This window comes from Streptomyces sp. NPDC048337 (genome assembly GCF_043201175.1).
In the GTDB taxonomy this organism is placed as follows: Bacteria; Actinomycetota; Actinomycetes; order Streptomycetales; family Streptomycetaceae; genus Streptomyces.
On the sequence record NZ_JBICYR010000001.1, the window covers coordinates 201,526 to 227,888 of the forward strand.

24 protein-coding genes and 2 pseudogenes are annotated in these 26,363 nt (G+C 72.6%); 8 read left to right on the forward strand and 18 right to left on the reverse strand.

All coding sequences use genetic code 11. From position 1 onward, the window contains the following. The first annotated feature begins 14 nt into the window (after positions 1-14). Positions 15-911 (forward strand): DMT family transporter, encoded by an 897-nt coding sequence (locus ACGFYU_RS00955; RefSeq protein WP_393825098.1) that lies wholly within the window; start codon positions 15-17, stop codon positions 909-911. A 9-nt stretch (positions 912-920) separates the two neighbouring features. Here the strand turns inward: ACGFYU_RS00955 and ACGFYU_RS00960 are convergent, their stop codons facing one another. Then, entirely contained in the window at positions 921-2,294 is a 1,374-nt protein-coding gene (locus ACGFYU_RS00960) for an STM4012 family radical SAM protein (RefSeq protein WP_393825099.1), read from the reverse strand. A gap of 208 nt (positions 2,295-2,502) precedes the next feature. On the opposite strand from ACGFYU_RS00960, the gene ACGFYU_RS00965 reads away from it, so the two are divergent. Next, positions 2,503-3,606, forward strand: a complete 1,104-nt coding sequence (locus ACGFYU_RS00965) for a DUF1152 domain-containing protein (RefSeq protein WP_393825100.1) — start codon at positions 2,503-2,505, stop codon at positions 3,604-3,606. Between the two features lie 5 nt (positions 3,607-3,611). Here ACGFYU_RS00965 and ACGFYU_RS00970 read toward each other — a convergent pair whose 3' ends face one another. The 3 genes from ACGFYU_RS00970 to ACGFYU_RS00980 all read right to left on the reverse strand — a co-directional run bounded on the left by ACGFYU_RS00970 (position 3,612) and on the right by ACGFYU_RS00980 (position 6,845). Continuing rightward, positions 3,612-4,865: a globin domain-containing protein gene (locus ACGFYU_RS00970; protein WP_393825101.1), complete on the reverse strand. Its 1,254-nt coding sequence runs from the start codon at positions 4,863-4,865 to the stop codon at positions 3,612-3,614. 172 nt (positions 4,866-5,037) lie between these two features. Next, positions 5,038-5,922 carry a TIGR03620 family F420-dependent LLM class oxidoreductase gene (locus ACGFYU_RS00975; protein ID WP_393825102.1) on the reverse strand — a complete coding sequence of 295 codons (885 nt, stop codon included), beginning with the start codon at positions 5,920-5,922 and terminating at the stop codon, positions 5,038-5,040. After that, positions 5,919-6,845, reverse strand: coding sequence for an NmrA/HSCARG family protein (locus ACGFYU_RS00980; RefSeq protein WP_393825103.1), 927 nt, complete (start codon positions 6,843-6,845; stop codon positions 5,919-5,921). Before ACGFYU_RS00980 ends, ACGFYU_RS00975 begins: the two co-directional genes overlap by 4 nt. A 119-nt stretch (positions 6,846-6,964) precedes the next feature. Between ACGFYU_RS00980 and ACGFYU_RS00985 the strand changes: the two genes are divergently transcribed. Further along, on the forward strand, positions 6,965-7,543 hold the full coding sequence (locus ACGFYU_RS00985; protein ID WP_393825104.1) for a TetR/AcrR family transcriptional regulator: 579 nt from the start codon (positions 6,965-6,967) through the stop codon (positions 7,541-7,543). Positions 7,544-7,570: 27 nt separating this feature from the next. Here ACGFYU_RS00985 and ACGFYU_RS00990 read toward each other — a convergent pair whose 3' ends face one another. Further along, the gene (locus tag ACGFYU_RS00990) at positions 7,571-9,490 is read right to left on the reverse strand and encodes a hypothetical protein (protein WP_393825105.1); all 1,920 of its coding nucleotides are present in this window, start codon (positions 9,488-9,490) and stop codon (positions 7,571-7,573) included. Positions 9,491-9,788: 298 nt separating this feature from the next. Between ACGFYU_RS00990 and ACGFYU_RS00995 the strand changes: the two genes are divergently transcribed. After that, the gene (locus tag ACGFYU_RS00995) at positions 9,789-10,187 is read left to right on the forward strand and encodes a VOC family protein (RefSeq protein ID WP_393825106.1); all 399 of its coding nucleotides are present in this window, start codon (positions 9,789-9,791) and stop codon (positions 10,185-10,187) included. A gap of 18 nt (positions 10,188-10,205) precedes the next feature. Here ACGFYU_RS00995 and ACGFYU_RS01000 read toward each other — a convergent pair whose 3' ends face one another. From ACGFYU_RS01000 to ACGFYU_RS01010, 3 genes and pseudogenes are all read right to left on the reverse strand, one after another. After that, the gene (locus ACGFYU_RS01000) at positions 10,206-12,017 is read right to left on the reverse strand and encodes a galactose oxidase-like domain-containing protein (RefSeq protein ID WP_393825107.1); all 1,812 of its coding nucleotides are present in this window, start codon (positions 12,015-12,017) and stop codon (positions 10,206-10,208) included. 195 nt (positions 12,018-12,212) lie between these two features. Continuing rightward, positions 12,213-12,470: a hypothetical protein gene (locus ACGFYU_RS01005; RefSeq protein ID WP_393825108.1), complete on the reverse strand. Its 258-nt coding sequence runs from the start codon at positions 12,468-12,470 to the stop codon at positions 12,213-12,215. Beyond that, a pseudogene (locus ACGFYU_RS01010) lies at positions 12,457-12,588 on the reverse strand (DUF6400 family protein); the annotation flags it as partial. The gene ACGFYU_RS01005 and the pseudogene ACGFYU_RS01010, both read right to left, overlap by 14 nt. A gap of 147 nt (positions 12,589-12,735) precedes the next feature. On the opposite strand from ACGFYU_RS01010, the gene ACGFYU_RS01015 reads away from it, so the two are divergent. Further along, positions 12,736-12,990 carry a hypothetical protein gene (locus tag ACGFYU_RS01015; RefSeq protein WP_393825109.1) on the forward strand — a complete coding sequence of 85 codons (255 nt, stop codon included), beginning with the start codon at positions 12,736-12,738 and terminating at the stop codon, positions 12,988-12,990. A gap of 5 nt (positions 12,991-12,995) precedes the next feature. Here the strand turns inward: ACGFYU_RS01015 and ACGFYU_RS01020 are convergent, their stop codons facing one another. From ACGFYU_RS01020 to ACGFYU_RS01030, 3 genes are all read right to left on the reverse strand, one after another. After that, positions 12,996-15,644, reverse strand: a complete 2,649-nt coding sequence (locus tag ACGFYU_RS01020; protein WP_393825110.1) for a SpoIIE family protein phosphatase — start codon at positions 15,642-15,644, stop codon at positions 12,996-12,998. A gap of 125 nt (positions 15,645-15,769) precedes the next feature. Beyond that, entirely contained in the window at positions 15,770-17,578 is a 1,809-nt protein-coding gene (locus ACGFYU_RS01025; protein WP_393825111.1) for a VanW family protein, read from the reverse strand. 127 nt (positions 17,579-17,705) lie between these two features. Then, positions 17,706-18,407 (reverse strand): TetR/AcrR family transcriptional regulator, encoded by a 702-nt coding sequence (locus ACGFYU_RS01030; RefSeq protein WP_393825112.1) that lies wholly within the window; start codon positions 18,405-18,407, stop codon positions 17,706-17,708. 46 nt (positions 18,408-18,453) lie between these two features. Between ACGFYU_RS01030 and ACGFYU_RS01035 the strand changes: the two genes are divergently transcribed. Together ACGFYU_RS01035 and ACGFYU_RS01040 are read left to right on the forward strand one after the other, a co-directional pair. After that, positions 18,454-19,158, forward strand: coding sequence for an FAD-dependent monooxygenase (locus tag ACGFYU_RS01035; protein WP_393825113.1), 705 nt, complete (start codon positions 18,454-18,456; stop codon positions 19,156-19,158). Beyond that, the gene (locus ACGFYU_RS01040) at positions 19,158-19,415 is read left to right on the forward strand and encodes a hypothetical protein (protein WP_393825114.1); all 258 of its coding nucleotides are present in this window, start codon (positions 19,158-19,160) and stop codon (positions 19,413-19,415) included. Before ACGFYU_RS01035 ends, ACGFYU_RS01040 begins: the two co-directional genes overlap by 1 nt. An 18-nt stretch (positions 19,416-19,433) precedes the next feature. Here the strand turns inward: ACGFYU_RS01040 and ACGFYU_RS01045 are convergent, their stop codons facing one another. The 3 genes from ACGFYU_RS01045 to ACGFYU_RS01055 form a co-directional block, all read right to left on the reverse strand. Then, on the reverse strand, positions 19,434-20,384 hold the full coding sequence (locus ACGFYU_RS01045; RefSeq protein WP_393825115.1) for a nucleoside hydrolase: 951 nt from the start codon (positions 20,382-20,384) through the stop codon (positions 19,434-19,436). Positions 20,385-20,474: 90 nt separating this feature from the next. Next, on the reverse strand, positions 20,475-20,849 hold the full coding sequence (locus ACGFYU_RS01050; protein ID WP_393825116.1) for a hypothetical protein: 375 nt from the start codon (positions 20,847-20,849) through the stop codon (positions 20,475-20,477). Positions 20,850-20,886: 37 nt separating this feature from the next. After that, positions 20,887-22,179, reverse strand: a complete 1,293-nt coding sequence (locus ACGFYU_RS01055; protein WP_393825117.1) for an MFS transporter — start codon at positions 22,177-22,179, stop codon at positions 20,887-20,889. 198 nt (positions 22,180-22,377) lie between these two features. Between ACGFYU_RS01055 and ACGFYU_RS01060 the strand changes: the two genes are divergently transcribed. Then, entirely contained in the window at positions 22,378-23,586 is a 1,209-nt protein-coding gene (locus ACGFYU_RS01060; protein WP_393825118.1) for a serine hydrolase domain-containing protein, read from the forward strand. Here ACGFYU_RS01060 and ACGFYU_RS01065 read toward each other — a convergent pair. The 4 genes and pseudogenes from ACGFYU_RS01065 to ACGFYU_RS01080 form a co-directional block, all read right to left on the reverse strand. Then, complete coding sequence (locus ACGFYU_RS01065) at positions 23,573-23,968, reverse strand: VOC family protein (protein WP_393825119.1); 396 nt, start codon at positions 23,966-23,968, stop codon at positions 23,573-23,575. The two genes, ACGFYU_RS01060 and ACGFYU_RS01065, sit on opposite strands and share 14 nt — an antisense overlap. A 52-nt stretch (positions 23,969-24,020) precedes the next feature. Then, entirely contained in the window at positions 24,021-24,533 is a 513-nt protein-coding gene (locus tag ACGFYU_RS01070) for a hypothetical protein (RefSeq protein WP_393825120.1), read from the reverse strand. 30 nt (positions 24,534-24,563) lie between these two features. Further along, positions 24,564-25,934 carry a (2,3-dihydroxybenzoyl)adenylate synthase gene (locus tag ACGFYU_RS01075; protein WP_393825121.1) on the reverse strand — a complete coding sequence of 457 codons (1,371 nt, stop codon included), beginning with the start codon at positions 25,932-25,934 and terminating at the stop codon, positions 24,564-24,566. A 148-nt stretch (positions 25,935-26,082) separates the two neighbouring features. Next, positions 26,083-26,359 (reverse strand): annotated as a pseudogene (locus tag ACGFYU_RS01080) (WhiB family transcriptional regulator). Between the last annotated feature and the right edge of the window lie 4 nt (positions 26,360-26,363).

Here is a 26,363-nt window from a genome sequence, read left to right on the forward strand (position 1 = left end):
AGCGGGGGGTCGTCGTGGGCGCTGTGGCATCCGTACTGGTGGCATCGGTCCTGTGGGGGACGGTGGGACCGGCGCAGATCTGGGCCGACACCGGGATGCACCCGGTCTCGCTGGGCGCGGCCCGGATGCTGCTGGGAGGGCTCGTGCTCACCGTGCTGACGGTGCGTCCGACGGGGCTGCGCACGCTGTGGCGGCCCGGTGCGCGAGGGTGGGTCGCGCTGAGCGTGCTGGTCACGGCCGCGTTCCAGGTCTGCTTCCTGCAGGCGGTCGAGCGCTGCGGGGCGGCTCTGGCGACCGCGGTCGCCTTCGGGACGGTGCCCGTGGTCAGCGGGCTGTGTGCGCGCGTGCTCTCCGGTGAGCGTCCTACCGCGCGCTGGCTGTGGGGGACCGCCTGCGCCGTCGTCGGGATCGGGCTCTTGTTGCTGCCCGGCAGCGGGGCGCAGGCGGACGTGCTGGGTGTGGTCTGCGGTGTGGTGGCCGGGGCGAGCTTCGGCGTCTACATCGCCGCGACCAAGGAACTGGGTGCGCGGGGCGCGGATCTCGGTGCCGCCGCTCCGGTCAGCGTGCTGTGCGGGGGGCTGCTGGTCTCGCCGTTCCTGCTGGTGGCTCCGGACGGACTGGCGGCCCCGCGCGCGGTCGCGCTGATCGGCTGGCTGGCGCTGGGCACGACCGCGCTGGGCTATCTGCTGTTCACCCGTGGCGTCGGGAGGCTCAGCGCCGCCACGACGGGCACGCTGAGCCTGACGGAGCCGCTGGTCGCGACGGTGCTCGGGGTGGCCCTGCTGGGGGAGCGGCCGGGACCGCTCGCCGCGGCCGGCGCCGCGCTGTTGCTGGGCGGCCTGGCCCTGGTCTCCGTTCCGCGACGCCGTCGGGCCGAGCCGGAGCCGGACCCCGTGCCGGCCGGCGGCTGACCGGACCGGCTACCTGTCCTCGTACGAGGTCATGTGCTCGCGCACCCTGGACGAGAAGAACATCGGGCCTACGGCATCGGCCCAGGCCATCCCCTCAAGGGTGAGCCCCAGTGTGCCGTCCTTCTCCCGGAGCCAGTTCTTCTCCAGCAGTGCGCCGAGCTGGGGCGCGAAGTCGTCCTCGAAGCGCGTGGCGAACCGCTGTTCGTAGTCGGCGACGCGCATGCCGGTCGACTCCAGCAGGTGCTGCAGTACGTACATGCGGCGCCGTTCGCCCTCGTCCATCCGGAACGCCCACTGGGCGCGCTCGAACTGCTCGGTCGGGGTGGCGATGTAGTCGTCGATGATGCGCCGCACCTCGGGGACCGCGACCGCGTAGTCGGTGGTGTAGTGCAGGTCGGTGGTGAACGAGCGGGCGCCGACACCGAGTCCGACCATGCCGGCCTGCTGGTTGTACTCGCTGATGCTGCTGCCGTCGGTGTCCTCCACCGCGGCGGTGCCGAGGCGCCTGAAGACGCGCATCGACGTCTGCTCGTAGCCCGCCGAGAGCAGGTGGTCGCGACCGTAGCGGTACAGGCGCAGCCGCTGCTCGTTCCAGTCCTGGAGGGTCTTGGCGTGGCGGGTGCTGAGGCCGGTCAGCGGGCGCACGTACAGCGGATAGAGGTAGATCTCCTCCGGCTGCCAGGCCAGCGCGGCGTCCAGGGAGACCTTGAAGGTGCGCTCGGTCTGGCCGTCGATGCCGTAGATGAGGTCGATGTTGAGGACGGGGAAGTTCGCGTCCTTGAGGCGGGCGAGGGAGGCCTCGACCTCCGCGCGCTTCTGCGGGCGGACGGCGGCGCGCGCCTCCCCGTCGATGAAGCTCTGCACCCCGATGCTCAGGCGGGTCGCGCCACGCTCCGCGAGTACGGCGATCCGGTCGGCGGTCGCCGTGGCCGGCGAGGTTTCCACCGACCAGGACGCGGCCTTCAGGTCGGCGCCCATGACGCCCTCGCAGATGTCGCAGAGCCGCGACAGCTCGGCCGCCGTCAGATAGGTGGGCGTGCCTCCGCCGAACGCCGCGAGGGGGAACCGTATCGGCTCGCCCTTCCCCTCCAACGCCTGTCTGGTCACGCGTGCCTGACGCTCCAGCGTGTGGAGGAACTCACGGGTGACGTCCTCGGGAGCGCCGGTGCGGGTGAAGAGGTTGCAGAAGCCGCACCGCATCTCGCAGAAGGGGATGTGTACGTAGAGCGACAGGGCGTCGAGGCGCTCCTTGGACCACAGGTCGCGCAGGAGCGGGCCGTTCTCCAGCAGGCGGTAGGCCTTCTGGTGGGGATAGGCGTACACGTACTGCTCGTACGGGGTCTCCGGCTCGCCTGCGGGAAGGGGGCCCGGGATCGACGGCATGGGGAGAGTAACGGTGGGTGCCATAGCGGAATGTGACTCACTCTCAGAAACAGAGATCGCTGTTCGTGACGAGTCGTCACTGTAGGGTGGCACCCGAGCCTATTTCTGTAGTGCGATTCGCACAAAATAGGTTTGGGTATATAGATGTTCATATGTACTTGTTTGGAAGGGGGTCCGGTCTGTCCGGGACTGCGGTTCCGTATCCGTCATGAAGAGACTTCTCATAGCGGCGGGTGGTGGCGGCGACGCCATCACGGCGGCCATGGTGCACGCCGCACTGCACGGAGCGGAGGCTCCCGCCCTCGTCCTGACCTACGCGTGGGAACGGCTGGTCGTCGACCCCGTGCCCGGACCGCGGCGTGCCGCCGACTTCACGGGCACCGAACGGGTCGGCCCGGACCTCGCACTGGTCACCCCGGCGACCGCGCCGATTCCTCCTGCCGGCTCCCTGATCCCGCGCCTGGCCGCCGACCTGGGTCCGAGACTCGGGCTGCTCGACCCGTACGAGGGCGCGCTCGGCCTCGCGCGGCAGATCGGTGCGGCCGCCCGCTGGTGCCGGGCCGACCGGATCGACATCGTGGACGTGGGCGGCGACATCGTGGCCCGCGGCGACGAACCCACCCTGCGCAGCCCACTGGGAGACGCCCTCGCCCTCGCCGGCTGCGCGGCGACGGGGCTCGACACCACCGTGTACGTCGCCGGGCCCGGTCTCGACAACGAGGTGCCCCTGCCGACGCTCCTGCCCAGACTCGGCGAACCGGCATTCGCGCTCACGGCGGCCCACACCGGGGGCGTGCTGGGCGTCTTCGACTGGCACCCTTCCGAGGCGAGCGCCCTGCTCGTCGCGGCCGCCCGCGGCGTACGCGGCGTCTGCGGCACCCGGGACGCCCCCCGTCCCCTGCTCCTGGACGAGTCGGCGCGCCACGTCCACCGCCTCACTCTGGACCGGGCGCTGGCCCTCAACCCCCTCGCCCGTGAACTCGCCGGTTCCACCGGCCTGGACGAGGCGGAGGCGGCCTCCCGCGCGGTGTGCGGCTTCTCCGAGATCGAGCGGGAACGCCACCGCGCGGCGCAGCCCGAGGCGGTGCGCACGCCACGGACCGGCCGGGATGCCGAGAGCGTCCGGTCCCGGTTCGCCGCCTGGGAGCGCGAGACGCTGGCCGGCGGCATCGCGTACGTCACCAGCCGCAGGATCACCGAGGAGCTCGACCTGACGAGCACGGAAGCCCGCGGCCTGTTCGAGGCGCTCCGTGCGGCGGCCCCCGTGCGACAGGCGCCGCCGTTGTGGCAACTGAGGGCCGCCGGCCTCTGATTCGCTCAGGGGGTGGACAGGACCGGGGTCTCGAACGGGTCGTAGTGGATGTGTTCGGGCAAGGTGCCGTTGAGGGTGAGGGTTTCCCTGGCGGAAATGACCATCGGCGCGGGGCCGCTGAGATAGACGTCGTGCTGGTACCACGGCCCGTACTCGGCCAGCACCTCCGGCAGGGAGCCGCGGATCCCGGGGACGTACTCGTGAGACACGGCGCCCCTGATGGTCAGCCAGTGGTGCCGTTGGGCCATGCGGAGCATGTCGTCGACTCCGTACAGCTCGGCGCCGGTCCGGGCGCCGAGGAACAGGTCGACCTGGTGGCGGCCGCCGCGCCGGGCGACCTCCTCGACGAGGGCGCGGATCGGGGCGAGGCCGGTGCCGCCGGCCACGCAGAGCAGTTCGCTGTGGTCGGCGGCGTCCAGGACCATGTCCCCCATCGGGGGGCCGAGTCGCAGTACGTCGCCCACGGCCGCCCGGTGCACCAGGGCGTCGCTGACCGAGCCGCCGGGTACCGCGCGCACGTGAAAGGTGAGGGAGCCGTCTTCGCGGGGCGCGTTGGCGGGGGAGTAGTAGCGCCACCGTTTGGGCCACCAGGGGGTCTCGATGCTCACGTACTGCCCGGCGGCGTACTCGTAGGGCGAGTGGGGGCGGACGGTGATCTCGGCGATGCCGTGTCCGCGCGAGACGCGGTGCACGACCGTGGCGGGCCACACGGCGGGCCGTACGGCTTCGTCCTCCTCGGCGGCACTGATCATGACCTGGGCGACCGCGCCGTACGCCTTGGTCCAGGCCGCGGCGATGTCCTCGTTCCACGCGGGACCGGCGTACCGGGCGAGGGAGGCGAGGAGGCACTCGCCCACGGCGGGGAAGTGCGCCGCGAGGGTGCCGAACTTGCGGTGATCGCGTCCGAGGTGGCCGCAGAAGCGGACCAGGCTCTCGGCATCGTCGACGAGGTCCACGATCCGCAGCAGCGCGCGCAGCAGGCGGCCGCGCTGGGCGTCCATTCCCGGCGGGAACATCGGACGGACCTCGGGGTAGCGGGTGAAGAGGATCGCGTAGAAGTAGACCGTCATCTCCGCGGCCATCGGCTCGACCACCGAGACGGAGGCGCGTATGAGGTCGATTTCGCGGGCCGACAGAGGTGCCTCGGCGACCTCCGGCTCCGCGATCGGCGGGGCTGGGCTCGGCGGGGGTGCCGGGGCCTGGGGAGGCGGGGAGGCGAATGCGTGGTTCTGGTGCGAACGGCCGAGCCGGAATCTCAAGGCAGCACTCCTCTGTCCGCTGCACGAGGTGACTCGCCGACTGACGGTGGAAACGGATCAAGTGGTTCCGGACGCTACATGACCGTCCGGGTGACTCAGAAGTAGCTAAGGGATATGACCGGAAGAGTCCATTCCGGACGTGTCGATATGTCTGTTTGGCGATGTCGAGGTGTCAGAGGGGGAGGTGCCCGGCGAGTCGCTCCCACTGTCGTAGGGGCGGGGAGCCGGGCGTCGCGGTCATGAGGTGGAGGCTGACGTGGTCGGCTCCCGCGTCGAGGTGTTCTCGTACGCGGTGGGCGACGTCCTCGGCGCCGCCGTGGGCGACGAGCGCGTCGACCAGCCGGTCGTCGAGCGCGTACGGGTTCTCGTACCCGAGTCCGCGCAGCAGTGCGTGGCGGTTCGGCAGGGCGGCCTCGGCGGTGGTGCGGGCCAGGTCGGCGGTGTCCGCGGGGTCGTCGGTGAGCACGCACAGCTGGGTGGCGGCCAGGAAGGCGTCGTCGCCGAGGACGGCCCTCGCCGTGCGGGTGTACGCGACGGGCATGCCCAGCACCGTCGCACCCCTGGCGCGTTCGGCCGCGAGGGCCAGCATGCCGGGCTCCAGGGCGGTGAGCACGCGGAGCGGTGGCGAGGCCGCCGTGGCGGGTGGGCCGAACGGGGCGGTGTCCAGCGCGTCGAGGTAGGAGCGCATGGTGGCCACGGGCGGGCCGAAGCGGTGGCCGCGGACGTCCGAGGCCAGGCTGGGGTGGCTGTCCCACAGGCCGAGCAGGAACCGCAGGGGGAACGCCTCGTCCAGGGTGCGCTGCGCGGCGGCGGCCGTGACCGGGTCGCGGGCGTAGACGTCGGTCATGCCGGAGGCCACGGTGATGTGCCGGGTGGCCGCCAGCAGGATCGCGGCCTGGGCCATGGCCTCCCGTCCCGTGGTCTCGGGGAACCACAGGGCGCCGTAGCCCAGGTCCTCGATCGCGGCGGCGGCCTGACGGAGCTCGGGCGCGCGCAGGTGGTCGAACTCCCCGGCCCAGATCCCGACGCGCCCGAGGCCGTGGTCGCGGGCGCTCACGCCTCCTGCCCCGCGGTGCGGGCGGAGTCGAGGAACGCGGCGATCCGCGACGCGCCGGTGCGCTCCAGCCAGGTGTGGAAGTCCATGGTGTCCGGGTGGATCTCGCGGGTGGCGGGGATGTCCGCGCGGTAGCCGCGTGTGTTGAGCCACTCGTTGGCGTAGGCGAAGTCCGCGCTCAGGGCCCGGATCGTGTCGATGGGGATCCGGACGTAGGGCAGCGGCATGCCCAGCGCCTTCCCGATGGCCGCGGCGATCCGCACCGGCGGGAGTTCGTCCCCGGCCAGGGAGACCGCCCGGCCGAGCCACTCCCGCGGCCGGGAGAACACCAGCGCGGCGACGGCGCTGACATCGTCGACGGCCATGATCTGCAGGGGGACCTCCGGCGCGAGGCCGGTGGACAGGGTCCCGTTCCGCAGCGCGTACCCGCCGGTGAAGTTCTCCATGAAGGACACCGGCCTCAGGATCGTCGCGGGCAGCCCGAGCCCGGCGATGTGCTGTTCGATCCGCCACTTGCTGACCAGGTTCACCGGAAGCTTCTCCTCCAGGTGCCGGTCCGCTCCTGCGACCGAGGTGAAGACGAAGTGCCCGATCCCCGCCGCGTGCGCGGCCTCGGCGACGTTCACGCCCCAGCGCACCTCGTCCTCGGCGGTGAAGTCCGGCGCGGTGCCCGGCGAGCCGACGGTGGGCTGGACGCTGAACAGGCCCCAGGCGCCCTCGGCCGCGGCGGTCAGGGAGCCGACGTCCTCCATCCGCGCCCGCACCACCTCCGCGCCGGCCCGCGCCAGCTCCCGGGCCCGTGCCCCGCTCGGGTCGCGCGTCAGTGCGCGCACCCGCCAGCCGTCGCGGAGCAGGTGATGCGTGACGGCCCTGCCCTGCAGGCCGGTCGCTCCCGCCACCACGACGGTCTTCCGAGTCGGTTCCACGTTCTCTCCCTCTCGTGTCCGTGCGGAAACGGAGCCACCCCGTAAGTGGGGTGGCCCTCCGTTTCTCGTTCGCTACGATATGGAGGACCGCCCCACTTATCAAGCCGTCAGGAGCGCCCGTGCCCAAGGACGCCGCACCCCCGTCCGGTCGGCCCATGCGCGCCGACGCCCGCCGCAACCTCGAGAAGATCGTGGCCGCGGCGGGCGCTCTGATCGCCGAACACGGCGCCGACGCCTCGCTGGAGGAGGTCGCCCGCCGTGCGGGAGTGGGCTCGGCCACCCTGCACCGCCACTTCCCCTCCCGGCAGGCGCTCCTGGAGGCGGTGTTCAAGGACCGCGTGGAGGCGCTGTGCGCCACGGCGGACGATCTGCTCGCCGAACCCGATCCGGGTCAGGCCCTGTCCACCTGGCTCCGCGCCGTCGCCGCGCACGCCGTGGCCAACCGGGGACTCGGGGCATCGCTGATGCGCGACGCGGACCCGGCCCTGGGGGAGACCTGCCACGACATGATCACCGCGGCCGGCGACGCCCTCCTGTCACGCGCCCGAGGGGCGGGAGCCGTGCGCCCCGACGTCACCACCCCCCGGCTGCTGAAGCTCGTCGGCGCCATCGCCCTCGCCACCGAGCAGGACGCCGACGGCCCGGCCGAGGCGGACCACCTGCTGGCGATCGCCATCGACGGCGTACGCGCGCGCTGACCTGGCCGCCGCTCGGTGCGCTCGGACTCATTTCCCGCCGGTCGGCGCCATGCCGGTCCGAGCCGTGCCCGTCCGCGTCGGCGGGGTGGGTTGCGGGGATCCCTGCAGGGCCAGCGCGCTGAGCACGACCAGCGAGTCCGTCCAGCCCAGGGGCGCGACCGAGGAGGGCCGCGCGGCCCCGTTCACGGTTTCGGGCAGCTCGCCCAGCCCGTTCCGCTTCGACAGGACCCAGTCCAGCACCCGGCCCGCCTTCGCCTGCTCGCCCGTACCCGACCAGGCGAGGGCGAAGAAGGAGGTGCTGGCCGTCCAGGCGTACGATCCCCAGCTGAAATCGGGGTCGTTGCCGGGCGAGACGCCGCCGTTGGGCAACAGCAGCGCCCGGTAGGTGGAGTCCAGCGCCGCGCCGAGCCCGGGCGGGGCCGCGTTGAACGGGGGCGCCATGAAGGCCACCGCGCTGTCGCGGCCGTGCTTGCCGTCGATCGTCCGCTGGTAGCCCAGCGGGGCGAAGGCGGTGGCGATACCGGCGGACAGCCGCGCGGCCGCATCGCCCCAGCGCTGGGCGTCCGCGCCCATGCCCAGCCGGTCGGCCAGGTCGGCCGAGGCGTTGAGCCCGGACAACAGCGGGGCGGCGGTACCGATGTTGGTGGTCGCGGTGTCCAGTTCCCAGTAGTCCGGGGAGGCCGGCGGAAGCCCGTTCGGCCCCAGGGACCGGGCGGCGTAGTCGGCCGCCTTCCGCACCATCGGGTAGAGCGCGCGCAGCCGTTCGTCCCGCCCCTCCGGCGGCGCCGCCCGGTACCACTGCCAAGTGGCCCAGGGCACCCAGCCGTTGGCGTCCAGCTGCCACTTCCGGGCGTCGGGCGGTCCGCTGCCGTCCAGCTTGGTACGCGCCTCCCAGGTCCCGTCGGCCCGCTGGGTGCGCGCGTCGTAGCCCAGGATCCGGTACGCCTCGTCGTGGTGCCCGGTGGCGGCGAAGGCTACGGCGGCGAAAGCGCCGTCCCTGGGCCAGGAGTACTCCCAGGGCGGCGACCAGGCCGCGGCGAAGGCGCCGCCCGGCTTCAGCAGCGCCCGCATCGACAGCAGGGCGCGCTGCGCCGCGGCCCGCTGGGCGGCCGTGCTCCCCGGCACCCGACCCGAGGCCAGCCAGGCACGGCTCTCGTCGACCTGCGCCAGGGCTCCCGCGTCGTTCGCCTCGACCACGGTGGACGCGGAGGCGCCGTCGGGCAGGTACCGCCACCGGCCGGACGGCAGGCGCAGCACGTTGCTGCCGTCCACGTACGAGGCGCCGACCGCGAAGGAGGGCAGTGCGGCCTCGGTGGCCACCCGGTTGGTCAGCAGCCCCGAGGTACGGGCCGCGAGGGCCGAGGTGGGTACGTAGCAGGGCTCGGTCTCCCCGCAGCGCTCGCTCCCGGTGGGATTGACGTGGAAGGCCAGCCGGGAGGTGTCGGCGTGCCAGCCGCCCCAGTACGCCCTGTCGTAGTTCCAGCTGGTCAGTGAGCCGGGCACGGACTGCCGGGTGCCGTACCAGGCGATGGGCTTGCTCTCCGCGGTGGTCGCCTGGACGAACAGGTAGTACGTGGTGCCCGCGGTGACGGCGGCGCTGACCGGGAATTCGACCCAGCCCGCGCCGGCCCCGCCCAGGGCGGCGAGGTTCAGCGTCGCCGAGGCGACCGCCGACCCGGCGTCCGTGCGGACCCGGCGGATCTGGGCGGTCACGGTCCCGGTCGCGGCGCCACTGCCCAGGTAGACACTGATCCGGGAGAGCCGGGTGTCGGCGACGGTGAAGGCCTGAGCCGCCGCGTTGTTGGTGGACTTCACGCTGAACAGGGCGGTCTCGCGGCGGGTCTGCCCGTCGTAGGGCACGGCCGCCGCGGTGTTCGGGAGCACGGCGGGAGCGCCCGTCAGTGCCAAGGAGAGCAGGGTGGGCAGCAGGGTCCTCGCCATCGCCATCGGATACCGGCCCTTCCGTTGCTCGACGGGCGCGCCGGGCGGAAGTGCCAGGGCGCCGAAAGCTGGACCCACCTTGCATGCATCCGCCCCTGGGGGAAGGGGAGTCGGTACGTGTCCCACCGGATGGGGTCGTAACGACATCCGATCGTGTGACGGAAGCAGCGGTGGAGGCACCGGCGCGACCGATGAGGGCTCGTCCCGAGCGAGCCGAAGGGCCGGTGTCGGTCGGGTGTCCTAGCCTCGGTCGCGACGGGCTCGCGCGCACCACCACCGGGAGAGGGCAGGCACGATGGCCTCGATGCCGCAGAAGATCACCACCTTCCTGATGTTCGAGGGCAGGGCGGAGGAGGCGATGACCTTCTACATGTCGCTGTTCGACGACTCCGAGGTCGTCGAGATCACCCGCTACGGCGCCGAAGGACCCGGCGATGAGGGCACGGTTCAGGTGGCGACGTTCTCGCTCGCCGGACAGCGGTTCATGTGCATCGACAGCCACGTCAAGCACGGCTTCGGCTTCACCCCGGCGGTGTCGCTCTTCGTGCACTGCGACACGGCGGCCGAGCTCGACCGCCTGTACGGGGCCCTCGCCGAAGGGGGCGCGGAGCTGATGCCGCTGGGGTCGTACGGATTCAGTGCCAGGTTCGGTTGGGTGAACGACCGCTTCGGCGTCTCCTGGCAGCTGAACCTGCCCGAATGACGGCCGCCCTTCAACGGGTCAGCGCAGGGTGATGAAGCGGGCGACGCCGGGCACGCCGTGCTCGTCCAGCAGGAACAGCATGTAGTGGCCGGGAGGGGCGTCCGCGGCGGTGGGCGGTGCCTGCAGGTGCAGCCGGTCGCCCTTGCGGTGGGTGATCTTCAGTTCCAGCTGGCGCTGGCTGGTGTTCACGGCGTGCGTCGCGGTCGTCGGCGCCACCAGGACCGCCTTCTTCACCAGCTCAGGCGTGGAAGTGGTGACCGTGAAACGGGAGTCGTGGCCCACCGGGCCGGTGGGCACCCTGTCCAGGCGCGGCCGCGGGGTGCCCTGGTGGAGGTAGGCCGGCTCGAAGATCTCGATGCTGCCGTTCATGTCGTCGTCGATCCGCGGGTCGTTGGCGAGCTGCTGGAGTTCGTCGCCCGTGACCGCGACCCGGCCGTCGGGGAGCAGCACGGCGTTGGCGTGGTAGCCGCGCGGCAGTCGCTGCACCGGTCCGAGCCGCCACGCGCCCGAGGCGTCGCGGGTTTCGGTCTGCCGGTACTTGAGGTCCGCGCTCGGGTTGTACGGGCCGTTGCCGTAGTCCCGGATCGAGAACCCGCCGTTGACGGTGAGCAGGCCCCCGTCGGGCAGCAGCAGGGTGGTGTCCTGGGTCCGGCCGAAGGCGCGGGGCTGCTGCTTCTCCCACGTGCCGTTCGCGAGGCGGTAGGTGTTCGGGTCGTCGCGGTCGCCGCCGAGGACCAGTACGGAGTCGGGGCCGCGGAAGCCCGGTGCGGGCAGGGCCACGGCGGAGCCGTAGCCCCGATCGGTGCCGTCGGGCCGGGCGGGCAGGTCCGTCCGGGTCTCCGCGACGGGGTCGAAGGCCCACTGCCTGGTGGGGTTCCGGCCGAGCCCGTAGACCTTCCCGTCGCGGAGCGTGAACAGGTGGGGGTAGTCGCTGTCCGCGCCGAACGGGGCGTCCACGCGCAGGCTGTCCGTGGGCAGACCGCGGGGCACGGTGGCGCGGTCGACGGGTACGGCGTGGCTCAGCGCGGGGAAACGCTCGATGAGGGAGGTGGCGGTGCCCCAGCCCTGAGCGGAGTGCCCCGACATGATCAGCAGCCGTCCGCTGGGGGCGGTGACGACCGAGGGGTACCAGCGGCCGACCGCCATGTCCTTGTTGAGTGCCCAGGTCTCCGTCCACGGGTCGAACACCAGGGACAGCCGGGCGCCCGCGCCGCCGCCGTACCCGAGGTTGCCGCCGAACACGCCGAGCATGCCGTTGGGCAGGAAGGCGTGTCCGGAACAGAAGAACGGCGCCGGCCGGTCCTCTCCCGTGCCGTCCGGGACCGCTACGACGGGCGGCGTGACCTTCCTGAACGCGGCGGACCCGGTCCCCTTGGCCGGGTCCCACAGGAAGGCCCGTCCGGCGTTGGCCTTGCCGGTGGTCCCGGTGGGTGCGGGCTCCTCCGTCGGATCGGTCTCCATCCGCTCGAAGGAGAACAGCAGCACCTTCCCGGTCGGCAGCATCGCGATGTGGGCCGCGAAGTCGGGGGACGGGAAGTACTCGGCGAACTGCCCGTACGCCTTCGGGTGGAATTGCGCGTTCGCCTCCGCCTGCGAAGCCGTCAGCTCCCTCAGGCTCTCGATCCGGGCCAGCTGCGAATAGCCGCCCAGCCGCTCCAGGCCCTCGCGGACCCGGGCGTGCTCATGGGCGTGCCCGGCCCCGAGGAGGGCCTCCTCCTCCGGGCGGGCCGAACCGTCGTGGGCCGCCGCCGGCAGGACACCGGCCGTGAGGACCGCAGCCGCCAGTGCCGAGAGCACCGCACACCTGATGGACCGTTGCGTTCGTGACATCGGACGGAGCTCCTCGGCAGGGCACGGCGAACCGCAGGCGGACGTCCCGCCCGTCGGCCCACATCTACGGCCCCGCGCACCGCACCGCACCCGGGCCGCTCCGCACCGTTCCGGTGACCACCCGCGGGAATCACGCCGTGCGGGCCGCCGCGGCTCCTTCGTCCGGCCGCACCCGTACGTGAGGAGGCGCCGGTCTCAGCGGCGCGACCATCCGCTCGTGACGCGGTCCCACAGGGAACGGGTGGCGCCGAAGCCGCTCTCGTGCGCCCACACGTGCGTGCACGAGGGGCACTGGAGGTGCAGCAGGCTGCCGCTGTTGGACAGCATGTAGCGCCAGTGGTCGGAGCACGTACGGCGCTGTGCGCACGGCTCGCAGCCACGGCTGTCGTCGCACTTCGGGCAGGCCACCCAGGCGCGGCGCCCGATGTCGGCCCGCGGATCAAGCGGCAGCACAGCCACCCCCGCGCCGCGGCAGCACCCCGGCCTCGACGAGCTCGTCGTACAGGTGCTGCTGCTCGGCGTCGAGCCCGGAGTACAGCAGGTCGTACGCCGCCTCCTCGCCGCGCAACACCCTTCCCCGGGCAAGGGAAGGTGGGAGAGGTCAGACCGGCGCGGCCGGTCTGTCAAGCCCCGAGATCCAGTCGCATGACGCGCCTCCTCCTGCCGGGGCCCAATGGAGTCACGAGCCACCCGTTTCCCGCAGTGTCAGGAGAGGCCCATGACTTCCTCGTTCCTCGCAGCCGCCATTTCCGTCGGAGCCGTACGCATAGCCCCGAGAGCGTGCGTCCTCTCCACGACGACCACCTCCGTCTTCCTCACGACCGGGGCCACGGCCCTCAGGTCGGACCCGACCGGCGCCCCCACCGGCACGGCAGCGATTCCACGACGCGCCGACGGCACCCTTCCCCGAGCGAGCGAGTGGTTCCGGATGGCCCGGAAACGGATGCGCGAGGTGGGGCACCCCGATGCGTGAGCACGCTACGGTCCGGGCTCCGGGGCGCCGGGGAGCGGCTGCTCCGCCCAGATGACCTTGCCCGCGGGGGTGTAGCGGGTGCCCCAGTGCTCGCTGAGATGCGCGACCAGGAACAGCCCGCGCCCGCCCTCGTCCGTCGTGGCGGCGTACCGCAGGTGCGGGGCGGTGCTGCTGCCGTCCCACACCTCGCAGGTCAGCGCGTGGTCGCGGAGCAGCCGCACCCGGACCGGCGCGCTGCCGTGCCGCAGGGCGTTCGTGATCAGCTCGCTGAGGACGAGCTCCGTGGTGAAGGCGAGCTCCTCCAGCCCCCACTCGTCGAGCTTCGCCGCCGCGAGGTTGCGTACGACACCGACCCCGCTCGGCCGGAACGGTACGTCCCACTGCGCGACCCGGTCGGGGCCGAGGACCCGGGTCCGGGCGATGAGCAGCGCCACGTCGTCGGTCGGCCGCGCCGGCAGCATGGCGTCGAGGACGGCCCGGCAGCTCTCGTGCGGGTCCCGGCCGGGGTGGCTCAGCGCCGTGCGCAGCAGCTCCAGCCCCTCGCCGATGTCCCGGGTGCGCTGTTCCACAAGCCCGTCCGTGTACAGGACGAGCTGGCTGCTCTCTTCCAGGTGCAGTTCGACGGTCTCGAAGGGCATGCCGCCCAGCCCGAGCGGGGGGCCGGCCGGCAGGTCGACGAAGTCCGTGGTGCCGTCCGGGGCGACCACGAGCGGCGGGAGGTGCCCGGCCCGGGACAGGGCGCAGGTGCGCGACACCGGGTCGTAGACGGCGTACAGGCAGGTCGCGCCGACCACGCCGGTGCCCGTGTCGGTGCCGTCGTCGATGTCGATGCGCTGCACCAGGTCGTCGAGGCGGGCGAGGATCTCGTCGGGCGGCAGGTCGAGGGAGGTGAAGTTGTGCACCGCGGTACGCAGCCGCCCCATGGTGGCCGCGGCGTGCAGGCCGTGCCCGACGACGTCCCCGACGACCAGGGCGACCCGGCTGCCTGGCAGCGGGATCACGTCGAACCAGTCCCCGCCCACCCCGGACTGCGCGGGCAGGTAGGAGTGCGCCGCGTCCACGGCGCTCTGCTCGGGCAGGGCGCGCGGCAGCAGGCTGCGCTGGAGGGTGACGGCCAGCGCGTGCTCGCGGGTGTAGCGGCGGGCGTTGTCCATGGCGACGGCGGCGCGGGCGACGAGCTCCTCGGCCAGTGACAGGTCGTCCTCGTCGAAGGGCTCCGGCTTGCCGGCCCGCCAGAAGTTGACCACGCCCAGGACCACGCCCCTGGCCTTGAGCGGGGCCGCGATGAGCGAGTGGATCCCGTAGTCGATGATGTCCCGCGCCCGCCGGGCGTCCTGGGCCCGCCAGCCGGGGGCGTCGGCCAGATCGGGCACGAGCTCCGCCTCGCCGGTGCCGTAGCCGCGGGCCTGCGGGGTGGAGGGCTTGAAGTCGATCAGCCGGCCGAGGGGGTACAGGGGGTGGTCGGGGCGGATGCCGCTGACCGCGGTGCGCAGCATGTCGGCGCCGGGGCCGGGCTCGTCCCCGTCGAGCACCGGATTGGCCAGGTCGACGGTGACGAAGTCGGCGAACCCCGGTACGGCGACGTCGGCCAGCTCCTGGGCGGTCCGCGTCACGTCGAGGGTGGTGCCGATGTCACCGCTGGCGTCGTACAGCAGTTTGAGGCGCTTGCGGGCCGCCTCGGCGCGCACGGTGAGGATCTGCATGTCGGTGGAGTCGCGGATGGTGACGGCGGCGCCCTCCGCCCGGCCCCGGGGGTGCGTGGGCCGCTGGTTGAGCACGAGCAGCCGGTCCCCGGTCTCCAGCACCTCGTCGGTGGCCACCCGCCCGGACAGCAGCAGGTCGGCCATCCGGCTGTCCAGGCCCGGTACGTCCCCGATGTGGCGGCCCTCGGCTCCTTCGGGCAGCCCGAGCAGCCGTTTGGCCTCGTCGTTCGCCAGGACCAGCCGCCCCTCGCCGTCGGTGATCAGCACCCCTTCGCGTACGGAGTGGAGCACCGCGTCGTGGTGCTCGTACATCCGGGTCATCTCCTGGGTGCCGAGCCCGTGGGTCTGCCGTCTCAGGCGGCGGCTGATCAGGGCCGTGCCGGCGGTGGACAGGGCCAGGCCGGTCGCGATGGCCAGGAGGATGACCGGGAACTGGCGGTCGAGGACGCCGGTGACGTGCTCCACGGTCAGGCCCGCGGACACCAGCGCGACGACCCGGCCGTCCGGCGCCTTGACCGGCACCACCGCCTGGATCTCCTGGCCGAGCGGGCCCTGGACGCTCTCGGTGTGGACCCGGCCGGCGAGCGAGGGCTCGATGGTGCCGACGAAGCGCTTGCCGATGCGGTCCGGCTGGGGGTGGCTGTAGCGGATCCCGTGGGTGTCCATCGCCACGATGAAGTCCACTCCGGCGGCCTTGCGGGTGGCCTCGGCGAGGGGTTGCAGGATGGCGGACGGGTCGGGCGTCCGTAGCGCTTCCTGCAGGTCGGGGGAGTGGGCGAAGGTCTCGGCGACGGCGATCGACCGGTTGCGCGCCTCGCGCTCGATGTCGTGCCGGGACTGCAGGAGCAGGGCGAGGAGGGCACCGGTGGCGAGCAACACCACGATCGCCACCTGAAGGACGAACACCTGTCCGGCGACGCTCTTGAGTCCCTTGGTCAGGGGTGACCGCACCGAACTGCCCGGTACGGGTGGCGAGGAAGGGTCACGTAGCCAGTTGTAGCACTTCCGGCGGTCCCGGGCGCCCGACGGGCGCACCGGGCGCCGCGTCGGTCACCTCACGTGACGGCTCTTTCGCCCTACCGGCCCTGTGTCTGGACCTCGGCGGCGGCCGTCGTGGGCGCTTCCGCCGTCGGTGCGCCGCTCGGCTCCGTGGCGGGCGGGGTCTCGGGCTCGCAGGTGACCTCGTCGCGCGGGGTGTAGTGGGTGGCGTACTCCTCGCGCTTGACCTCCCGGCCGTCCTTGACGAAGACCCGGCCGACGGTGACGTCGAAGCCCTCCAGGGGCGTCTGGACCTCGCACGTCGGGCCGGTGCCCGTGTGCTTGGCGGGCGGGGTGACGTGGGTGCGCGGGCCCTTGGTCGCGCGGATCTCGTCGTACTTCTTCGTGCCGAGCAGGGTGATCGTCAGCGAGGTGTCGGTGGACTCGGCCCTGACGTAGACGGGGTGGCCGGAGTCGTTGAGCCAGCGCAGGTCGAGGCTGCCCCAGGCGACGGTGGCCTCCCGGCCCTCCGGGTAGCGCTCGATGTAGAAGGAGTGCGCCCCGTGCTCGACGGGCTTGAGACCGGCGAAGAACACGGCGTTGTACATGGTGGTGGCGACCGCGGAGACGCCGCCGCCGGGGGACTTCACGTACCGGCCGTCGTTGATCATGATGCCGTCGACGAAGCCGTTCTCCTTGGTGCGCTCGCCGACCGTGCGGTTGAAGCTCCACTCCTGGCCCGGCATGACCACGGAGCCGTTGATCAGCTCCACGGCCCGGCCGATGTTGGTGGACCGGTACGGGGCGGCCGGGAACTCGACGGTGAAGGAGGAGACCTTCTCCTTGATGCCGAGGCGCCGCGCCTCGGCGTCGGTGAGCTCCGGCTGGACGACCGTGGTGGGCACCTCGGCGCTCCGGTCGGCGCCCGAGCGGGTCAGCAGGGGCATCACGGCTCGGCCGAGGGCCTCCTTGGTGACCCGCAGCCCGGCGCGGCCGGCCTCCTTGACCACCACGCGGCCGGCCGCGTCCGGGTGGAGCAGGGCGTCGCGCGGCGCTTCGACGGCCGTACGCAGGGGGCCCGCCAGGGCGGGGTCGGTGAGCAGGCCGCCGGAGTCCAGGGACGGCACGAGGCGGCCGTCGGCGTCGGCCTTCACCTTCAGGTGCTCGCCGAGGACGACGGGGCTGACGGGGATGCGCGTGCCCGCCACGGTGAGGGTGACGGGCCCGGACACCGCCGGCTGCGCGAAGGTGCGCAGGACCCGTCCGGTCTCCTCCGCCCCGACGCGGGGCTCGGTGCGCAGGACCGGCAGTACGACCGGGTCGCCGTCCGGGCGCGGGGCCAGGTAGGCGTCACGGAGGGTGTCGAGGGCCCTGTCCTGGACGAGGGTGACGCCGGTCCGCGCGGCGGTCACCTTCGGCTGGCCGGAGTCGAAGGCTATGGATCCGTCGCGGACCTGCTGCCGGGTGCTCGCGCCGAGCCGGTCGACGGCGGCGCGGGCGGTCTTCTCGTCCACCCGGATGACGGGCTCGGCGTCCGGGTCGCCGGAGGCGAAGAGCCTGCCGATGACGCTGACCGGCCCGTAGCCCCTACGGGCGGCGCGGTCGGCGGTCGCGGCGGCGTCGAGGGACAGCCCCAGGGAGGCGGGGGAGACCTGCTCGACGCGGTCGCCGATGCCCGCGGCCATCGGGGCGGCGGCACGCGGCCCGAGCTCCCGGGCCAGTACGCGCTCCGCTTCCGTGCGGCTCATGCCGCCGATGTCCACGCCGCGGACCCGGGTGCCGGAGGCGATGTCGTCGCCGACCGCGAGTCCGGCGGCGTAGAAGCCGCCGAGTCCGAGGGCGACGGCGCCACCCGCCACCGGCAACGCGATCCGCCAGTTACCCGTCCAGCTGCCTGCAGGTCGCACGACTCTCCTTGGGGCGCCGACCGGTCGCCGGGCGGCTCGTGGGCCGCGGCAGGGGCGCGTAGATGACAGTTCCGGTCACCCATGATGACCCGCGAAACGCGCCATTCGGGGGAGAAGGTAATCGTTCTCACAAACCGGGCAAACCGTCATCCGGGCGGTGGGCTCGGTCCGCGGGCGGCAGCGCCCGCTCCAGTGCGTCGAAGGCGGCGTTCACCCGCATGCGGTGGTCTTCGGCCACGTCCGCCGCACGCTCGCCGGTGAGCAGCCGGCCGGCCGTGGTGACGAAGACGGCCCGGTACGCGGCCACGGTCAGGGCCGCCGTCAGGCGGGCGTCGGGGCCGCCGACCGCCTCGGCCAGCGCGTCCTCCACCTCCTCCACGCCCTCGCGCGCCCGCGCCCGCAGCGCGGGGGAGTCGAGCACGATCCGCCAGAAGTGCGGAAAGGTGTCGCCGACGCCCGCCAGGGGGTGGCGCTCGTCGAGGAGCCGCAGCAGCGCCAGGCGCAGCCCGGAGAGGGGGGACGTGCCCTCCGGGCGCTCGCGCACCGCCGCCGAGAACAGCTCGACGGCTTCGGGGATCCGGTCGAGGAAGAGGTCCTCCTTGCGCGAGAAGTGGTTGAAGACCGTCATCGTCGAGACGTGGGCGGCCTTGGCGACCTCGGCCACGGTCACGTGGTCGAAGCCGCGCGCCGCGAACAGCATCGTCGCCACGTCGGAGATCCGCTGCCGGGTCTCGCGCTTCTTGCGTTCGCGCAGGGAGCCCGGTGCTTCCTTCGCGGCGCCCTCCGCGGTGTCCTTCGCGCTGTCCTTGGCGTCGTTCTCTTGATTCATGGATTCACTATAGCGACTACAAAATTTTAGTGACTATAGTGAATCCATGAACTCGGACTTCGACGTAGAGGACGTGGACATGGACGTGGGCGTGGACGTGGTGGTGGCCGGCGGCGGCCCCGTCGGACTGATGCTGGCCTGCGAACTCCGGCTCGGCGGGGCCCGCGTGGTGGTCCTGGAGCGCCGCACCGACGTGGACCGGACCATCAAGGCGGGGTCGATCAACACGCCGACCGCCGAGGCCTTCCACCGGCGCGGACTGCTGCCGGCGCTGGCCGAAGTGCAGCAGCGCGCGGTCGAGCGCTTCCAGGCCTTCATGCGCGACCGGCCGGGCGGCACCCCGGACGGACAACCCCCGCGCACGCCGCCCAGGTTCGCCGGACACTTCGCCGGGATCATGCTGACCGGCGCCCTGTTGGACGAGGCCGACCCCGACTTCGCGCAGGCCGGACCGGCCGGCGAGGTGGGCCTCGTACCCCAGCAGGAGGTCGAGCGGCTGCTCGGCGAACGCGCCGCGCGGCTCGGCGTCGAACTACGCCGCGGAGTGGAGCTGACGGGCTTCGACGCCGAGGACGACGGGGTCGAGATCCGCACGGCCCCGGTGGGCGGCGGGCCCGACCGGACCATACGCGCCGGCTGGCTCGTCGGCTGCGACGGCGGCCGCAGCACGGTGCGCAAGCTCGCCGGCTTCGCCTTCCCCGGAACGGATCCGCAGATCAACTCGCCGACGGGCTCCGCCTCGCGGACCTGATGCACGACGGGCGGGGCCTGCTCCTGGACCTCGCGGACGACGCGGAGCTCAGGGCGCGGGCCGAGGGGTACGGTGACCGGGTGCGCGTGGTCACCACCACCTGCCCCAGCGGGCCGGCGCCGGCCGCACTGCTCGTACGTCCCGACGGCTGCACCGCCTGGGCGCAGGACGCGGCGGACGACCGGGTGGACGCGGCACAGGGCCTCGCCGCCTCCCTGGCGCAGTGGTTCGGAGCCCCCGCACCCGCCAGCGGCTGACCGGCGACGTGCCCGGCCCTACGAGGGCTGCGTACGGGCCCCGAGAACCCGGACCGCCGCGACCATGCGGTCCCAGAACCGCTGGGTGTCCAGGGCCACCGCCACCCGGGCGTTGACCGGTCGGCCCGTCGAGCCGTGCACGTCCACGACGGTCGCGCCGCGCGTGTACCGGCCGTGCGTCTCCACGACGACGTTCGCGTCGACACAGCGGACGAGCCCGGGGTCGATGACCCGGGTCACCGCGACCGGGTCGTGCAGCGGCGGGCTCGGGAACCCCCACAGGGTGCGGTACGTGGACGCGAAGAAGGTCAACAGCTCGGCGCAGGTGCGCCCGAGGGGGGTGCCCAGCCCGACGAAGCGGGCGACGACCTCGGGCGTGGCCAGCGCCTGGTGGGTGACGTTGAGGCCGCACATGGTGACGGGTACCCCGCTGCGGAAGACGATGTCCGCGGCCTCCGGGTCCGTGAGGATGTTGAACTCGGCGGCCGGGGTGCGGTTGCCGCCCTCCGTCGAGCCTCCCATCAGGACGATCTCGCGGATGCGGGCGGCGTCCCGCGGGTAGCGGGTCAGCAGCAGGGCGATGTTGGTGAGCGGCGCGGTCGGAACGAGGGTGACCGGCTCGGGATGCTCGGCCAGCACGCGGTGGATGAGGTCCACCGCGTGCTCCTGGACCACGCCCACGGTCGGTTCGGGGAACATCGGACCGTCGAGCCCGGAGGCGCCGTGCACGTCGTCGGCCACGCTGAGCGGCTGGACCAGCGGTCGGTCGCAGCCGGCCGCGACGGGCACGTCGGTGATCCCGGCGACCGTGCAGACGCGCCGCGCGTTCAGCGTGGTCTTCTCCAGCGTCTGATTGCCCGCGACCGTGGTGATCGCCAGCAGATCGACCGCCGGGTCGCCGGCCGCCAGCATGATCGCGAGGGCGTCGTCGTGCCCGGGATCGCAGTCGAGGATGATCGGGACGGGCACGTCGTCACTCCTGGCGGGCGGCGGGGCGGGGCGCGGAGCTCCAGTGTGCCGTCGCACCGGCCCCGACACCACGGGGCGCCCGGGCGGTTCCTACGGACCCTCGTCGTAGGTTCCCGCCTCGACCTCCAGGGCGAGTTCCTGGAGCACTTCGATCGCGGAGATGTCCGTCCGCCCGCTGTCGTGCACCATCGCGAGGCTGGTGAACGCCAGGCTGAATCCGGAGACCATCGTGTGCAGGGCCGGCCCGAGGGCCTCGGCCACCAGCGCCGCCACCTGCTGCGGAGTCGCGTCGGCCGGGACGCTGATCGACGGGAGCATCTCGTTCAGGAGCGTCGTGGCGACTCCGGCCGTATCCGCCGAGTCGTTGCCGCCGTTGCGGTCCTGTCCGGTCTCGACGGCCCGGCGGATCTCCTGGGCCTCGGTGAGGATGCCGATCACTCGCTTGAGTACCTCTGCGCGTTCCATCCTGCGGAGCGTAGCCCCGCACCCGGGCGTTCGGCCGTCACGGCGTTCGCGCGGGGTCGGCTGCCACGGGTGCGGCGGGGCCGGCCGGTGCGCGCAGGGCGTCCAACCGGACCAGGGCGGCCCGCCGTTGTGCGAGCGACAGTCCGGCGACCGCCGTCCCGAGTACGAGCCAGCCCGCGGGCCCGGCGGCCATCACCGCGCCGGTCAGCAGCAGCGGTCCGGCGGCCTTCTGCGCGGACTGGGACATGCCCGCCACGCCCAGGTACGACGCCTTCGCCGCCTGGGGCGCGAGGGAGACGGCCAGTTCCCAGGAGCTCACCGAGCGGATCAGCTCCGCCGCGGTGACCAGGGCCGCCGCCGCGAGCAGGGCGAGGGACGCGGACCGGGCCCCGGCGCCCGTACCAGCCGCCAGGACGGCGCAGCACACGAGCATCGTCAGCCCGTACGCGAGGACCGCCGTCGCGGCCTGGCGCGGCTCCCGCACCCTCGCCGACACGTGCAACTGGAGTACGACGACGAGCACGGTGTTGATCACGAGGACGGCCGGTACCAGCGCGTGCGGCGCTTCGGTGTGTTCCACCAGCCACAGCGGCAGGCCGACATTGAGGATCGAGTCGTCCAGGTTCATCGGGATGTCCAGAAGGACGAACCGCAGGTACCCGCGATCCCGCCACGGGCTCGGCGCGTTCCCCCGGCCCGCAGGCGGAGTTGCTGCCCCGGAGCCACCGGCCCGCGCCGCCACGTGCCCGTGCCCCCGCGGCTCCCGGGTGCGCCGGACCAGCGCCGCGGCGACGAGGAAGGAGGCCGCGTTGACCAGGATCAGGGCGTGATAGGCGCCGCGGCTGTCCAGGGCGAGACCGGCCGCCGCGATTCCGGCGCCGAGCGCGTAACCGGCGTTCGCCGTGCTGCGCGACAGGGCCTGGTAGGTGGCGCGCCGATCGCCCGCCGCGCGGGTGGCGAAGAGCATCTCCAGGGTCTTGGCCGCCCGGTCGCCCAGGTACGTGACCGCGACCACCGGCAGCAGGACGCGGAAGTCGGTGGCCACGAGCAGGACGCAGAGGGCGGCGAGCCGCAGGAGGTGACAGCCGATCAGCAGCGAGCGTACGGCGAAACGGCACGCCAACTGGCCCGCCAGCGGCGAGCCGGCGATGCCCGCCGCCGCGGCCGCGCCCAGCAGGAGGCCCAGTTGCCGGGCGTCGAGTCCGACCACGAAGGTGAAGTAGAGGACCGATGAGGCGGCCCACACCCCCGTACCGGTCCGGTCCAGCAGCTGGGCGAGCAGCATGATCCGCCCGTCCCGGCCGCCCGGCGGCCGCCGCAACTGCGCCACCAGCCCGGATCCGGCCGGCCGGCCCTTCCCGCTCCCCGTACCCCGCCGCCGCATCCTGGGCCTCCGCGATCCCCCGTGGAAGGTATCTCGATGTCGAGATACCTCGGGCAGCCTGCCCCAGATAAATCTTGACGTCAAGATAATCTGGCGCCGGACGCGCGATGTGCGCTGCCCGCCGTGCCCGTCCACACTGGGACGGTGAGGCGTACGCGTACGGTCTTGCTCTGCGTCGCCGGCCTGTTGGGCGCCGCCCTTCCGGCCGGGACCACCGCGGTCCCGGCATCGGCCGCAACGGCGCCGGAAGCCTGCGTCGGCACGCCCCGCCCCGCCCAGGGCGACGCGGGCCGGGTCCTGGCCATCGCCCGGCAGGCCCAACGGGAGTTCGGCCTGAACTCGGTGATCCTGCGGGTCTCCTCCGACAAGGGGGAGGTGCTCACCACGGCTCTCGGGGAGTCGATGACGGGAGTCCCGGCCGAGCCGTCGATGCACTTCCGTACGGGCTCCGTGGCCATCGTCTACATGGGCACCGTCCTCCTCCAGCTCGTCGAGGAGGGCAAGGCCTCCCTCGACGACCCGGTGTCCCGCTGGCTGCCGGACGTGCCGCACGGCTCGGAGATCACCCTGCGGATGCTCGGCAGTTCCACGTCCGGCCTGCACGACTACGTCACGGACCCGGCCTTCCTCGCCGAACTCAAGGCCGCACCGTTCCGCAAGTGGACATCGGCCGAGGTCATCGGCATCGCCGCGGGCCACCCGCTCCTGTACAAGCCGGGGACCAACTGGAGCTACTCGCACGCCAACTTCGAGCTCCTCGGCGCCGCGCTGGAGAAGATCGGCGGCCTCCCGCTGGACCGGCTGCTCAAGGAGCGTGTGATGGACCCGCTCGGGCTGAGCCAGACCAGCAACCAGTACACGCCGCAGATCCCGGACCCCGTCCTGCACGCCTTCACCTCAGAGCGCGGCACCTACGAGGAGTCCACCTTCTGGAACCCCTCGTGGACCACCACTCCCGGAGCCGTCCTCGTACAGAACATCTGCGATCTGGACCAGTCTGCGCGTGCCACCGGAACCGGGGAGCTGCTGTCCGAGAAGTCCTTCCGGACCCAGATCGATCCGGGCACCGTCGGCCTGGGCCGCGCGACGCCGTCCTGCCCGGCCACCGTCTGCCTGACCAATACGGCGGCCGCGCACTTCGGCCTCGGTGTCCTCGTCGTCAACGGCTGGATCCTGACGAACCCTTCGTTCTCGGGCTACGCGGCCGTGGCCGCCTACCTGCCGGCACGGAAGCTGTCGATCTCGGTCACCGTGACGAAGGGCCCCAAGAGCCCCGAGGGCAACTCGGCCCAGACCATCGCCGAACGCATCTCCGCCGCCCTCGCCCCGGGACAGGCGCTCAAGATGAGATGACGGCCACGACCGAGGCTCGGTCGGACTCACTGCGCAGAACGCAGAATTCGTTGCCTTCGGGATCGGCGAGGACTGCCCAGCCCGAACCATCCGGATTCCGGTGATCGGCGACGAACGTGGCACCGAGGCCCAGCAGCCGGTCCACCTCCTGATCGCGCGAGGTCTCAGGGCGCAAACACAGATGGATCCGATTCTTGACCGTCTTGGCCTCGGGCACCTGGTTGAAGTAGAGCACCGGGCCCTCCGCCAGCAGTACCTCGGTCTCCCGGTCACCCAGTCTGACATCCGGATGCATCGGACGGCCCGTCACACTGCTCCAGAACCGAGCCAGCTCGTACGCGTCCGCACAGTCAATCGCCACATTCTGCAATACCGAAACCATGCGCCCCAGCCTTCCCGACTTCCGCTCCGGACGCCACCGAGCTTTGCACGCCCTAGACGACCGGCAGGCCGAGGATCTCCAGGATCGCCTTGGCGTACTCGGCGGTCCCCGAGCCGGGGGCGGTGGCCAGTTCGTGGCGGAAGCCGTCGGTGCCGGTGCGGATGAAGGCGGCGCACTGTCCGTACAGCCCGGCCTCGTGGGTGCCGCCGTCGTCGCGCATGCACAGCAGTTCCAGCAGGGTCCTCAGCAACTCCTCGCGGGTCGCCCGCCGGGGCGGCCGCGCGAACCACGCGGCCATCAGCACGGCGCACGCCGCCGGAGCGGGCGGCTTCAGGTTCTCCACGAAGAAGACGTGGCCCTCCAGCGCGCGGAACGCGGCGGGATGCCCCTCGGCGGCATCCCGGACCATGGCCTCAAGATGCCCTGCGGAGCGGCCGCATCCGCACTCGATCGCCTCCCAGTCGTGCCGCGCGATCTCCGCCTCGACGGAGTCCGGAACCAGCGGACTGCGCGGCACCGCGGACTGGCGCCGCAGAGCACGCTGCGGCTTCTCGCTCCCCCTCATGGGGCACAGTATGAGCCCAGGTCGGCCGGCTCAGACAGAGGGGTCGTCGTCGACGTTCACGAGGCGGCCGGTCACCACCACGTTGCCTTCCGGGGTGCGTAGCGCGAGGTCGCCCGTACGGAAGTAGCCGTTGGCGGTGAAGGAGCGTGCGTTGTGTTCGGGCGCCCGGTAGTAGCCCCGCACGGTGTACGGGCCGCGGGCGAGGAGTTCGCCGGGCTCCCCGTCGGGCACGTCCTTGCCGTCGGCGTCGACGATGCGGATCTCGTCGTCGGGCGAGAGCGGGCGGCCCTGCGTGGAGAGCAGGGTCTCGTCCGGATCGGCGGGCCGGGTGAGAGTGATCAGCCCCTCGGCCACACCGAAGACCTGCTGCGGTCGGCAGCCCCATTCGGAGCCGATCCGTTCGGCGGTCGCCCGGTCCAAGGGCGCGCCGCCGATCTGCACGAGACGCAGACCGCTCACGTCGCCCTCGACGGTGGGAAGCGCGTCGAGCCAGCGCTCGGCGACGGCCGGGAGCACCGACGTGATGGTGACCCGCTCCCGTCCGATGACCGGGAGGCACGCGGCGGGCCCCGGGTCCTCGACCAGGACGACGGTGCCGCCGACGGAGAGGGTGCCGATGATGCCGGGGCCGCCGAGGGTCAGGTTGAGCTCGGCGGGCAGCGCGGCGAGGTACACGTCGTTCTCTGTGAGCGACACCAGCTCGGCGGCGGCCCGCGCCTGGTAGGCGTAGTCGTTGTGGGTACGCGGAACGAGCCGGGGTTCCCCGGCGGCACCGCCGGAGAGCAGGAAGAACGCCACCTGGCCGGCGCTCTGCGCGAGCGCCGGCGCCGGCGGGGAGTCGATGGAGCCCAGCGGGAAGTAGTGGCAGCCCGACGGGTCGGTCGTATAGCCGCCGTACGGGGAGGAGGTGCCGGGCGCCTCCAGGGTGAACACCCGCCGCAGGAACGGGCCTTGGGCCGCGATCTCCGCGACCATCGCCGTGTGGTCGAAGCCCTCGTAGGTGGAGGGGCCGACGTAGCCGACGGCCTGCGTGACCTGTACGAGGTGGGACACCTCGGGTGCGCGGTTCGTGACCGGGCACAACACGGGGACCACACCGGCGCGCATCAGCGCGAACACGGTGATGACGAACTCGGGGACGTTCGGCAGCTGCACGATCACCCGTTGGCCGGGCCGCATGTTCAGCTGCCGGAATCCGGCGGCCATGCGGTCCACGCGCCGGTTCAGCGCCGCGTACGTGATGCGGGTGTCGTCGTGCACGAGCGCGGTCCGCGGTCCGTACTGCAGGGCCCAGTCGCGCAGCAGGTTGTCCAGCGTGTATCCACGCCAGTGCCCGGCCGACCAGTAGCGGTCCACGAACGCCTCGGGCCAGGGGGTACAACCGTCGAGCATGGACGTCATGCGCTTCCTTCCGCGGTCTTGATCTTGGCAATCCAAACCGGCGACATCCCGCCACGCAATGCGCTTTCCCGACCATGGACGCTGAACTCCCTCAGCAGAAAGCCCAATGGGCGTCGCTGACCAGGAGGAATGGCGGGGCTGTGCGGTCTTACGTCCCGTTGCGCAGACGGGTCGAGGCGAGGGCGCTGCGGCGCTCCTCCTCGGTCAGCCCGCCCCACACCCCGTACGGCTCCCGCACGCGCAACGCGTGCCGCAGGCACTGGTCGCGGCACCGGGCACCAGGCGCAGATGCGTTTCGCCACCTCATCGCGGGTGGTGCGCTCCTCGCCGCGTTCTCCCTCGGGGTGGAAGAACCACTCCGACCCCTTCCCCCGGCAGGCGGCCCCCGCCTGCCACTCCCATTCGTGTTCCGCTCGGCCGGCCACGGGG